This window comes from Hungatella sp. L36 (assembly GCF_014288035.1).
On sequence record NZ_JACOPC010000005.1, the window covers coordinates 101,630 to 114,568 of the forward strand.

Sequence of the window (12,939 nt, forward strand, 5' to 3'; positions counted from 1 at the left end):
TGACAAGGAGACATTAGATGAGAAAAAATTTGTTATTCCTGATGGCAGACCAGTTTGCCTACGATGCACTGGGTTACATAACTCCAGGCATCCGGACGCCCTGTCTCAATCAATTGGCAAAAGAATCCATACGGTTTACGAACTGTTATACAAACGCACCTTTGTGTATGCCGGCACGGGCGTCGCTGGCGACGGGCCTCTATCCCGGAGAGCTGGGGATTGATGACAATTTCTGTGCCGGTCTGACGCCGGAATCGAAGACCTGGATGCAGAAGATTCGGGATACAGGATATGAGACCTCTCTTTTCGGAAAAGCGCATCTTCATAAATTTGCCTCTGATTTAAGAGACATGGAATGGCAGACGAAAGGGTATGGCTACGACATCGTAGATGAGCTGCCGGGGCCGCGTACATATGGGATTAAAAAATCCAGCTACTACGATTACCTGAAGGAAAAGGGGCTGCTCGAGTGCTATTGCAGGGACATGGAGAAACGGTATGAAAAAGGCCACGTATATGACTGCAGTCCAACACCTTTGGAGGTAACCGATTATGCAGACGTGTATATCGCGGACCGTGCGGTCGAGTACCTGGAACAGGTTTCAAAGGAAAGCCCCTGGTTCTGCACCGTTGGCTTCGGAGGACCGCATGATCCCTGGGATACGCCGAAAGAATATGCGGATCTCTATCGGAATATGACGCCGCCGGCGCCCTTAAAAGCACCGTATTCCTTAAATCCCAATCGTCCGAAGGGAGTATATGATGAGATTTTAAATGGAAAATACGATCCCGGCCTCACTGAAGATGTGCGGAATATGACGGAGCAGGATATCATTGGACTGCGCCGCAGCTACTATGGCCATGTCACACTGATTGACGGCCAGATCAGACGGATCATCGGCTGCCTGGAAAAGCGCGGACTTCTGGAAAATACAGTGATTGTATTTACCGCTGATCATGGAGAACAAAACGGCGATTACGGACTTCTTTTTAAACAAACCTTTTTGGAAACCTCCGTGAGGATACCGTTGATGATTTCCATTCCCTCAGAAAATGGCCAGAGCATCCATACTCCGGTCGAGCTGATGGATTTAGGAGCTACGCTCTGCGATTTACTGGGAATTTCCCAGGAAACAGGACATTCCAGCTCCCTGCTGCCGCTTATGAGCGGCACCGGAAATGCCAAAAAGCGTGTGATATCACAGCTCTTCGGTGAGACGATGCTGTTGGAAGATTCATTTAAAGCAGTATTTAATCAGGCGGAGGAGATTTATCTGCTGTTTGATTTAAACAAAGATCCGAAAGAACAATTTAATCTGGCAGGTACACGGGAAGCTGCGGAGATAGAGAAAAAGCTTCGCTGCTCTTATGATGAGTGGAAATGGGAGAAATGAGAAGTAAAGGATACTGTTTAAAAACTGCAAAGGGATCCCGTGAGGCCTGTTCCATGCCTTCACGGGATCCTTTTGCAGTCAACCAAAGTTTTGTTAAATAAAGAGGTTCACATTCGAGTTTTCCGCATCGCCCAGATACGTCGCCACACCGGCAAACTCCACGCCGTCGATGATTTCTTCCTTCCGGATTCCCATGACATCCATGGACATGGTGCACGCCACCAGCTTTACGCCGTTTTTCATGGCCTGGTTCATCAGTTTTTCAAGGGAATCCACGTTTTTATCTGCCATGACCTTCTTCATCATTCTGGTTCCCATACCGCCCATGTTCATCTTAGAAAGCTTCAGCTTTCCGGCGCCCCGCGGCATCATGGCTCCGAACATCTTTTCAATCAGAGACTTCTCCACTTTGCGTTTCTCCGGTTTTCTTAAGATATTAAGCCCCCAGAAGGTAAAGAACATGGTGACCGGACTTCCCATGGCGACTGCGCCGTTGGCAATGATAAATGCAGCCAGCGCCTTATCCATATCGCCGTCAAATACTACCATCGTTTTTCCCTTAGGTGCGGGAAAAGCGGCGGGATTCGTCTCCTGCTCAGCTTCCCGGTTCTCCATTCCCTTACGGATCAGAACGATGCTCTCCTGCCCCTTCCGTTCTGTCCCCACCAGGGTGTTGCCGGTCTGTCTGCACCAGGATGCGATATCGCGGGAAAATCCCATATCTGTGGCGGAGACCTCCAGAATATCGCCATCTTCCATTTCACCGATCGATTCATGAACCTTCATGATCGGGCCTGGGCATTGAAGGCCGCAGCAGTCTACAATTTTCACGGATTTTCTCATCACTTCCCTCTCTTCCACCTGCTCTCCCTGATCCGGTTCTTCCCGGTCCTTTTCCTCGAAATCACGGTGATGCATGGACTTATAGAAGGAAATACCGCCTTCCAAAACCTTCACATTTTCAAATCCATTCTGTGAAAGGATTCTCGCCGCGTTATAGGATCTGACTCCAATGGCGCAGTATACGACAATCTGCTTCTCCCGGTCCAGCTCTCCCAGGCGTTTCCGAAGCTGCCCCAGCGGAATGTGGTACGAACCCGGTATATGGTACACCATCCGCTCCACCTCCTCGGCCACGTCGAGGACCAGCGGACGGTCACCCTCCGCCTCAGAGGCTGATAAGCGGTCCAGCTCGTCACAGCTCATAAATGATACGTAATGATTTAAAACATTTTCTGCTGTGAATCCCAGCATGTTGACCGGATCCTTGGCCGAAGAATAGGGCGGCGCGTAGGCCAGCTCCAACTCCTCTAAATCGCTGACAGATCCTTTCATCCTCATGACCGAGGCAATGGTATCAATCCGCTTGTCAGCCCCCTCCTGCCCCACGATCTGCGCGCCGTAAATCTCTCCGTTCATTCCAAATATCAGCTTCAGGATCAGGGAAACGGCTCCCGGATAGTAGCCCGCATGGGATTTCTGGTTAATCAGCACGGTTTCATAATCCGTCCCTTTCACCTTTCCCATGGATCTAAGCGTCTTTTCGTTCACTCCGGTGAGCGCCGCCGTATAGTCAAAGATTCTGGCGACCGAGGTTCCCATGGTTCCTTTGTATTCCTTCTCGTCTCCCACCAGAATATCGGCGCAGATTCTCGCTTCCTTGTTGGCCGGCCCCGCTAACGGAATCATCGTCTTTGTTCCGAGAACGTAGTGCTCCACCTCGATCACATCTCCCACTGCATAGACATGATCCGCAGAAGTTCTCAAATGAGAGTCCACCACAATGCCGCCGCGCTGATTTAAGGTAATCCCGGCCTCTTTCGCCAGGCTGCTGTTGGGGCGTACACCGATGGATAAAAGCACCAGATCCGCTTCTACGGTTTTGCCGCTTCCCAGTCTGATGACCGTATGGCCGTTTTCCCGCTCAAACGAGGACACACCGTCTCCCAGAACCAGTCTGACTCCGTTTGCGGTCAGATTCTCATGAAGCAGTTCCGCCATCTCAGGGTCGAGAGGCGCCATCACCTGGTTCTGCATCTCGATCAGCGTCACTTCCACCCCTGCATGGACCAGGTTTTCCGCCATCTCCAGGCCGATAAAGCCTCCTCCGATGACAGCGGCACGCCGCGGCTTCTTTTCCACCAGCACCTGCTTGATCTGATCCGTGTCCGGTATGGTCCACAGAGTGTGAATATCCGGTCCGTCAATCCCCGGAATGGGCGGTACCAGCGGTGATGATCCCGTGGCTATGACAAGATCATCGTACGATTCCTCGTACGTCTCTCCTGTCTTCTTATCCTTGATTTCAATGGATTTTCTGTCTGTATGGATGGCCGTCACCTCGCTCGAAGTCCTCACATCGATATCGAACCGGGCTTTCATGACCTCCGGCTTCTGTAAAAGAAGGGAATCCCTGTTTTTTATCACATCGCCTATATAGTAAGGAAGTCCGCAGTTCGCGTAAGAGATGTACTCCCCGCGCTCCAGCAGAATGATCTGCCGCTTTTCATCACGCCTTCTTAAGCGGGCCGCCGTCGTGGCTCCGCCCGCCACACCTCCGATAATTACTGTTTTATTTCCCATCACATGGTTCACCTCTCTGTTTTTATCATGAGGTAATTATAGCGGGGATACAAAATCATTTCCGTGATAAAGTCACATATCACGTTTTCTCCTGTGCTTCACTGTGCGATTCAACTCTCGAGTCAAAAACCCCGCCGCAATCGGCGGGATTTTTGACCCTCGCGGCAATCGCCAAATGGACGCGCCAGCGTGTCCGTTGGGCTCGTTGCTCGCGGGAATAAAGCAGCACACCGCCAATCGTCACGAATCCGCCTGCCACAGCCAGAATCGTCGGAATCTCGGCAAATAAAACCGCTGCGAATACGGCCGCCACCACCGGTTCACACAGCTTGGATGCTGATACGAAGGACGGGGACAGGAATTTTAGACACCAGCTGAAAATACTGTGCCCAAGAAGCGTGGAAAATACCGCCAGTAAAAGTCCCACCACCACGGAAGCCGCGCCGTACCCCGTAAAGGAAAGGCCGCTGACCGCCGTGGAAATGCAGAGCACCAGCGCACAGAACACATATACAATATACGTATAAACGGTCGTAGACATATGCTTTCTCGCCTCTCTGCCGATCAGTGTGTAGACAGCGGAGAACACGGCCGCCGCCAGAGCCAGCCCGTCGCCGGCCAGATGATTTCCGCCTGCGGAATAATCAGACAGTGCAATGAGCAGGCTTCCCGCTACCGTAACCGCAATACTTCCCACCGCGGCCTTTGAAAGCCGGCCTTTTAAGAACACGCAGAAGCCGAGTGCCACCCATATGACCTCGGTGCAGACGATCGCCGTGGAACTGGCTACCGACGTCTGGTTTAACGACTCGAACCAGGATGTAAAATGCAGTGCCAGGAAAATACCGCTGACCGCGCAGAGTGCCACCGTCTTCTTATCCGATCCCGCCAGTTCCCGCCTGATCTCCTTCTTTCCCAATACCACCGGAGTCATAAGCGCCACCGTCCAGAGCAGCCGGTAAGCCGCTGTTACCACCGACGGTGCCTCCGAATATTTCACAAAGATCGCCGACAGGGATATGCCGATGATGCCGATCACAATCATAATCATGGGATGCTTTTCTAAAAACTTCATTTTTATTCTCCTTCTGTGTGTCATGGAACACTGAATCCCAAAGAGCGCAAATGCTCCAAACCGGTTCTCTGATACTGGCATTCGGGAGCATCGTATTTTATCAAAAGACGTACCATTTTCTCTGCAAGCTTATTCTCCAGTTCGCTGTCCACAATCGGATGTTCCTGCCCAGGATCCATCTGAATATCGTAGATCAGGTTGGACTCCCCTGCGTTTTTATGTCTGTAGGATTCTGCCTCTATGCGCAGCTGCGGAATGGCCTTCTGATTCTCAATATAAAATCCAAGCTCTGCTTTTGTGAGCTGCTCCGGGGACAGAAAATCGTTAAAGCTGCGCGGCATCAATGTGTGATGATACAGCTTCGATCCCTCCGCCGGTTGGCGGCAATAGCTGTAACGCCCGTCAAATAAGTTGATATCTTTTCCAAAATACCCATACAGCACACTGTCCCGCAGCCGCTCCTCGCTGCCGTCCAACAGCGGGAGCAGGGAGCTTCCGTGTACATCAGGCGGTATCTGGGCTCCATGCAGTTCCATGATCGTCGGCATCAAATCCATTGTCGCCGTCAATGCAGGCACCCGCCGATGGCAATATGCAGTTTCCGGTGTGCAGATAATCAGTGGAATATGCGCTAATTCCTGATAATCAAACATATAGTTTTTCCCCCAGTAACCGTGCTCCCCCAACAGATGGCCATGATCGGTGGTGAAGATCACCGCGGTATCCTTCCACAGATCCAGCTCATCCATCTTATCTAAGAATTTACCAAGCCAGACATCCGCCATAGTCAAAACACCTGCGTAACTCCTGCGGATATGCTCTATGGCCTCCGGTCCTTCCTCTGTCTCCTGGTACGGAGGCCAGTCGAAGTGATACTCCCCTTCCCACTGGTCACCATACAGATCGGTATATTTTTTCGGACACACAAAGGGCTCGTGAGGATCAAACACTTCCAGGTGGAGATGCCAGTTATCCTCCCGGCAGTTATTTTCCAGGAATTCCATACCTCTCATAAAGCATCTCGGCGTAGGGTATTGGGTTTCATCCTCCCGGTCATAAAACTCCCGGTTTACCCAGTATGCCCTGCGGTTTTTACCTTTAAATTCCGGAACCTCCGGCTCCTTTACCAGCGGATGCCATCGGTCCCCCTCCTGCCCCCGCTCAAGCTCCCAGCTGTCAAACAAGGTATGATACGCCTCGCCGCCGCTATGAAAATAGTGGTAATGATCGGTTACCATGTGACAGTACGTCCCCTTTTGCTCACGAAGCTCTACCGGCATACAGGTATCCCACGGCTCAACAGGCCCCCACGGTGTCTCCAGGAAATTAAGCCGCCCAGTCATTAACTCTCTGCGGGCCGGCATACACGGCAGGGAACCCGCATAGTGGCTGTCAAATACGATACCACGGCTGGCAAGCCGGTCAATATTCGGAGTTTTCACCTTATCAAAGCCATACGAATTAAGATAATGCCGGTTCAGGGAATCCATCAACAGAAATATTGTCTTCATAATTTTCCTCCTTCATCCTACTCACCAAAAACGTTCTTCCCCCTGCGGAATAGTATGTATTGCGTCTTCTCCACACTCTGCCTGCGGTAAAATTTATATATATTCTACTGTCAGAAATATGCTTTTTGCTTTCCCGGCACGGGGATGCTTCTAAAACAAAAAGGAGCTTTCTGTCGTTTCTGACCATACAGATTCCATTATACATAAGTTCATTTCCATTGTCCATCATAAGGCATCTGTTAAATCCCAGCCATCTGATCCGGCCCCTGACCGAAAATTCTGTTCCGCCATGTCTAGTATAACGTATAGCGTAATTAAAAAGGGATCTGCCGCACTTTCTTTCCGTGCGGCAGACCCCATGTATTCATACCGTTATTCTGTTAATTATCAAGATACATCTGCATCGGATAGGAAAGATACCGTAATTCTTCCAGCTTCTCCACCGTTACATATCCGGCCGGTGCATTTAATATAGTAGGAATTCTGTTGACCACGGTTGCACACGTATGCTCCACAGTCGCCGGTTTTGTTACATAGAATGTGGTATCCGGCTCACCGATGATCTTCCAGTCACACATATCTCCGTCATCTGGTCCGTAAACCTTGCCGATACACTGTGTCTCAATCACCGGTCCCTGGAAGGTTTCTGTGGTAACGACTGCGCTCATGCCGATGCAGTTGCCCTTCGGAATCGTCTTTCCAAGTGTTGCGGAATAAAGGTCGGTATCATAGAAATACGGTACACATTTCTGGCTCTGGGATTTGATGGTCCAGCCCATCTTGTTGCACAGCGCCTCGTTGGAGTTCCATACGTAAGCCGGTTCCAGCGTCGTCGGGTGTGCGATCTGGGCTTCAAACTCTTCCGGTGTAAGTCCTGCTCCGTGAGCTTCCGCCAGGGCCAGACCGTAATCTTCCACGTTATAGCTCACCGCGCCCTCGATCTTATCGATGCGGTGCACGCCGCCTGCTACACAGCCGATCATGTTGATCCAGTAAATATCCTGCATACCGGCGCCTACGATGGTGCAGCCGTTTTCTTTTGCAAGCAGGTCCAGTTTATTGGTAATGGAGGAAGCGGTTGTCCACGGGTAGATCGCTTCTTCACACGTAGTCACAACGTTAATGCCTCTGGAAACACACTTTTCAAAATGAGAATAACAGTCATCCATGAAACTGAAAAGCGTCACTATCGCGATATCAGCGTCGCACTCGTCTAAAACCGCATCCGCATCGTCTCTGATTGTCACACCAATCTTAAATCCCAGTTCTGCGAATTCGCCGACATCCATTCCAACTACTGCCGGATTCACATCGATAGCACCTACGATTTCCGCGCCCTTCTCGTATAAATAACGCAGGATGTATTTTGCCATCTTGCCGCAGCCATACTGTACTACACGAATCTTCTCATAATTCATCATAAAAACGCTTCCTTTCTTATAAAAAGTCGACAGTTTCAGGGCCATGCCCCATTTGTTGGTTTCATTATAAGGCTTATATACGGTATCAGGTCAATTGAGCAGTATCACCAAATCGGATCTGGCTGAAATGCCGGATTCATGCGCAGTTTCCGCAGTCTTACCCCATCCGGATCGGCACCTGGAGGCGCAGAAACATCCCGCGCTCCGTGTAATCCAGAGGCATTTCTACAATCACCTCGCAGATATAGTCTCCGGTCACGGTATAATGCTTCTCTTCGATCTCTACCAGCAGCCGGTCGATGTACTCCTTTTCCTTCTCAAACCGGTCACAGTAGATGCAGAGATAGGGGCTGGGCGGGATCACCGTTATGAGCTCCTCGTCCACGTACTCCCGGTCTACAAACACGAATACCTCCGCAGAATAGAGACGCCGCTTCATGAAATTCTCTCTCCGCAGGATGGTACCCGCGTTGGCGAAGAAGAACGGCGAGATGGCGTGTGCGGCCATATCCTCTTTCAAATCCCGAAGAATACGCTCATACTCATCAATTTCATAGTCATAAAAGTTCACATTCGTGTTCTTTACGTACATCTGGCGCTTTGGAATATATTCCAGCACGATCGAACCGTCAGGCGGAGCCGCCTCATACCGCTCGTAACTGTCCAGAGTCCGCTCAATCGCCCTTTTCTGTAAATTCAGCTCCTCGATTCTGCGGTCAATGGCATCCCGGTTTTCCACCAGCAGCTGTTTTAAACGCCCGGTGTCCCATTTTTTCATATGGACCCGGATTTCCTTCAGCGGCATCCCCAGAGCCTTCATATACTGGATCATATCCAGCTGGGCGCTCTGGCGGATGTCATAATAGCGGTAGCCGTTTTTTTCGTCCCGTCCCAGAGGTGAGAGCAGGCCCTCCCGGTCGTAAAGCCGCAGCGTCTGCTCCGAAATATGGTTCATTCTGGCCATCTGGCCAATCGTCATCTTTTTCACATCCAGATTTGTCAGTTTTATCATTTTTCACAATCCTTATTTAAAAATTACGCCGTGATCTATCTTTATTATACAAAATAAACCTTATACCTGCAATAATGTTTTTGATATTTTTCTGACAATCTTTATCATATCTGTATCTGCATGGATCGGAATCCTACGACTGGCTGCAATGGCTTACTCGCCTTGATCTACGGAATATATTGGCCTCAATGCACGAAATATATTCGTCTCAACTCACGGAATTTATTCGCCTCGACGCCCTGGCCTCCGATCAGTCCGCCGGTTCTTTTCTCAGCTGCCATAAAGGAAACGGCGGCGATGCCAGCGGCCGCATTGCGATGGACAGGAGCAGCGTTGTGTTATCGGCGGCGGCCACCGGATCAGATGATAAGGTACCACAAGATCGGCAGCGGTGAATGATCTCCCACCGTCCATCCTCTCTCGCCCACACACCGGCTGGCTCCAGAACACCTCTGCATAGCGATGCCCCATCTCCCGGCCGGTCCTCATCGGTGTGAACGCCGGACAGGCAGTCAGGACAATGCCTGCGTTTTTCTCTGTCCAGGTTCACTGGGGAGCCGCATACCTGACAGCGGCTGTTTGCCTTTGCTGCTGATTCTGCGCTTTTCGTTCCCTCTTCTTCCGCCTCACCCGGCCGGCAAAGCGGCGCATACAATGGCTTCATTGCAATCTCCATCAGCAGATACATGTTATCATCCGCGGCTATCCGGTTCGAGCTTAGGGTTCCGCAGGATCTGCATTTGTGAATGACCGCCCATTCGCCGTTCTTTTTCACCCACACACTGACAGGCTCCATCATTCCCTTACAGAGCGACGCCCTGTCTCCCGGCTGGTTATCGGCATGAATGCTGGTCAGGCAGTACGGACAGTGGTTGCGGTGGCTGCTTCCCGCGTCTTCCGGCGCGATCAGCCTTTTGCAGGCCCGGCAGGTAAATGTCTCCGTGCACGGTTCAATTCTGTAATCTGCATTTCTTCCTGACTTCTGCATTTTCGAGATGCTCTTGTGCCACTGGCGTTTTTCCTTCAGATAGCCGGCCTTATCGTCGGCAAACCTCGCTTCCGTAAGCAGCTTCAAATAGCTCTCCCACCGTTTTGCAGGAAGTTCGCCGCTTTGGATGGCCGCCTTGACTGCACAGCCCGGTTCCCTTTGATGGCGGCAGTCATTGAATCTGCAGCGTCCTAGATACTGTTCCACATCGGCGAAGCTCTGCCCCAGCCCTTCGCTGACATCCCACATGCCAAGTTCCCGCATCCCCGGTGTATCAATAATTATAGCTCCATTCTTTAAAAGGACCAGCTGCCGGTGACTGGTCGTATGTCTGCCGCGCCCGTCTTTTTCCCGGATCGCTCCCGTTTCCATAATCGTTTCTCCGGCGAGGGCATTGACCAGCGTCGACTTTCCCACCCCGGAGGAACCAAGGAAGACTGTGGTCCGGCCCGGCTTCATATATTTTGAAAGTTCGGAAATCCCCTGGCCAGTTTTCGCACTGACCGCATATACATCGGCACCGGCGGCTATTTTTTCAGCCGCAAGCACGTGGACAGCCGGGTCTTTTGCTTCGTCCGCCTTCGTGAGAATCACCGCAGGGGTCGCTCCCGACTGCCATGCCAGTGTCAAATACCGTTCCAGCCTCCGCGGATTAAAATCCCGGTCCAAAGCCTGCATGATAAAGACATAATCAAAGTTGGCTGCAACGGCCTGTTCCCCGTATCCCGACGAGGACGGATCCAGACGCGCAAAATACGTCTTTCGCGGAAGCGTCTTTAATATCAGACTTTCACTGCCCTCCTGCCAGTTTACAAGCACAAAATCCCCTGTGGCGGGGACATTCTCATTACCGCCGTAGTATTCTCCCGTCTTTAAACGAGCCAGTCCCGTTCCCCTGTCACAGACGATTTCAAAATGGGAGCGGTGAACTGCTGTCACTCTGGCAGGAATTCCTGTCCCGCAGTCAATCGTATCCGCTTTCTGGTATCCATATTGTTCTATATTCATTTCTGTCAGCCTCCGTATTACTTCGTTTCTCATAAAAAAATCCATTCTCTCTCATTGTTTTTTCTCCTTCTGATGCTCATTACTTTCCTCAAAACAGACGCAAAAATCCCGCGGAAACAAACCTTCCAGTCTGTCTCCGCGGGATTATTCTGTCATGCCGCCCGTTTAAAAATGGGTACAAAAAAAGACACGCCAGACGTGTCCTGCAAAGCGCACAGCGCGACAGTATTCACGAAAGGTAGTGGATCACGCCACAAAACACCGGTATTCTCTCCGGTTTCCTGCTGCGCTCCGCCGTATTCTGTTTTAGAGGAAAGCTGCCTTTTCTACCGATAACATGCACTACACTCCTTCTAATCTTCTTTTTTAAGAATTATTTTTTTTATCATACATGATATGATGGGAAAAAGCAAGGACTTTTTGGATTCAGTCCCTGCTTTACTCCCTGCTTTTTACGCAATCCCATTCAACTCCTGATACAAGTCCTTCGCATAACTGTCCGTCATCCCGCACACATAATCGGTAACCAGCAGAAGTCTCAGATACAACTTCTCCTCCTCGCTCTTCCCATCCGAACAGATAAAATACAGCTTCTTGTAATTATCGGAGATGAGCGAGACCAGTTTCTCCTGTACCGCGCTCTGTTTTCTTCCCGTATCGAAATAAAGCACTGCATCCACAAACTTATCCAGAAGGAAATTGAAAATAGTCTCCGCCGCAATTTCCAGCTTCAGGATCGGTTTGGATACGAACGCATACCGGTAGGCGATGTCTCCCAGCGCCTCCATGAGAAGCTGCGCATCCGTACCCGCGGTCAGCTCCTTCTTATACGTTCCCGCCATAATCTCTTGATAATTGTTGGTAAAGCCTTCCGTGGCCCCGCCGATCATCTGCCCCTGCATGGTGACCACCCAGTTCTGGACCGCATATAAATCCGGGCGGCTGTAGCCCTTACTCACGGCCCGGTTGTATTTGTCCGTCAGCCATGACACCATATCACGATACCGTTCATTCTGACTCTCTTTTTTATACTCCGTCAGTTCCCGGACCAGCTGCTCGAAGGTCAGGCAGTTCTTCTTCACCGCATCCTCAATATCCGCAGTGGCATAGGCGATATCGTCGGCCGCCTCCAGAATAAATGCCAGCGGATGCCTGGCCCCGTTCGTCCCGCAGGAAGCCTGAATATCGTCAAATGCCTCCCGGTCAGCATAGAAATACCCCATCTTCTTCGTCTTGATGTTTCCGCTGTGCTTATCCACCTCCAGAGACGATCCCGGATACTTAATGATAGAAGCCAGAAGCGCCTTTGTTAGATTCATGCCGTGCTCGTCCACCAGGAAATGCAGCTTGGTCACCACCCGGAGCGCCTGGGTATTTCCCTCAAAATGATAGAAATCTTCCACCATCTGGCGGTTCAGCACCTCGTCAAGCGGCCGCGCCTCCTCCTCCCCGCTCCTCTGAAAGCGCAGCTCGGGAAGTCTCCTCTTAAACCAGTCCTGAATGGCGGTCTCTCCAAAGTGACCGAAAGGCGGATTACCAATATCGTGAATCAGCCCGGCACACTGTAAAATATCGCACATGGCCAGTGCGTGCTCCGGCAGAAACGACTCATCCTTAATCACGGTCCGGATGCTGGCGGAGATATTCTGCCCCAGCGACTTTGCAAATGACGATACCTCCAGCGAATGTGTCAGTCTGGTCCTGATAAAGTCGCTGCGGTCCAGCGGAAATACCTGCGTCTTATCCTGCAGGCGGCGAAATGACGCGCTTCCGATGATGCGGTGGTAATCCTTTTCAAACTCCGTCCTTAAATCCGTTCCCGTCGGTCTCTTCACCAGACTCCTGATTCTGTCCTCACATAACAGTGTACTCCATTCCATGGTATACCTCCTAAAAAAATAGCCACCCGCCGGCAGGCTCAGTGACTATTTTTGTTGATTTTCCGTA

At 50.9% G+C, this 12,939-nt stretch carries 9 protein-coding genes; 1 reads left to right on the forward strand and 8 read right to left on the reverse strand.

Annotation, left to right across the window (positions count from 1 at the left end):
• Window positions 1–17 precede the first annotated feature (17 nt).
• On the forward strand, window positions 18–1,394 hold the full coding sequence (locus tag H8S80_RS14135; protein WP_117632013.1) for a sulfatase family protein: 1,377 nt from the start codon (window positions 18–20) through the stop codon (window positions 1,392–1,394).
• 93 nt (window positions 1,395–1,487) lie between these two features.
• On the opposite strand, the gene H8S80_RS14140 is transcribed toward H8S80_RS14135, so the two are convergent.
• From H8S80_RS14140 to H8S80_RS14175, 8 genes are all read right to left on the reverse strand, one after another.
• A complete protein-coding gene (locus H8S80_RS14140) occupies window positions 1,488–3,977 on the reverse strand; it encodes an FAD-dependent oxidoreductase (protein ID WP_117632011.1) in 2,490 nt (829 codons plus the stop codon).
• A 79-nt stretch (window positions 3,978–4,056) separates the two neighbouring features.
• A complete protein-coding gene (locus tag H8S80_RS14145) occupies window positions 4,057–5,052 on the reverse strand; it encodes a DMT family transporter (RefSeq protein ID WP_117632009.1) in 996 nt (331 codons plus the stop codon).
• A 20-nt stretch (window positions 5,053–5,072) separates the two neighbouring features.
• Window positions 5,073–6,563 carry a sulfatase gene (locus tag H8S80_RS14150; protein WP_117632007.1) on the reverse strand — a complete coding sequence of 497 codons (1,491 nt, stop codon included), beginning with the start codon at window positions 6,561–6,563 and terminating at the stop codon, window positions 5,073–5,075.
• Window positions 6,514–6,792, reverse strand: a complete 279-nt coding sequence (locus H8S80_RS14155) for a hypothetical protein (protein WP_117632005.1) — start codon at window positions 6,790–6,792, stop codon at window positions 6,514–6,516. The genes H8S80_RS14150 and H8S80_RS14155 overlap by 50 nt, the downstream gene beginning before the upstream one ends.
• A 151-nt stretch (window positions 6,793–6,943) precedes the next feature.
• Window positions 6,944–7,984, reverse strand: a complete 1,041-nt coding sequence (locus H8S80_RS14160; protein ID WP_117632003.1) for an NAD(P)H-dependent amine dehydrogenase family protein — start codon at window positions 7,982–7,984, stop codon at window positions 6,944–6,946.
• A 157-nt stretch (window positions 7,985–8,141) separates the two neighbouring features.
• Window positions 8,142–8,996 carry a MerR family transcriptional regulator gene (locus H8S80_RS14165; protein WP_002602594.1) on the reverse strand — a complete coding sequence of 285 codons (855 nt, stop codon included), beginning with the start codon at window positions 8,994–8,996 and terminating at the stop codon, window positions 8,142–8,144.
• Between the two features lie 250 nt (window positions 8,997–9,246).
• Complete coding sequence (rsgA, locus tag H8S80_RS14170) at window positions 9,247–10,992, reverse strand: ribosome small subunit-dependent GTPase A (RefSeq protein WP_117632110.1); 1,746 nt, start codon at window positions 10,990–10,992, stop codon at window positions 9,247–9,249.
• A 452-nt stretch (window positions 10,993–11,444) separates the two neighbouring features.
• Window positions 11,445–12,872 carry a deoxyguanosinetriphosphate triphosphohydrolase gene (locus H8S80_RS14175; protein WP_117632001.1) on the reverse strand — a complete coding sequence of 476 codons (1,428 nt, stop codon included), beginning with the start codon at window positions 12,870–12,872 and terminating at the stop codon, window positions 11,445–11,447.
• Between the last annotated feature and the right edge of the window lie 67 nt (window positions 12,873–12,939).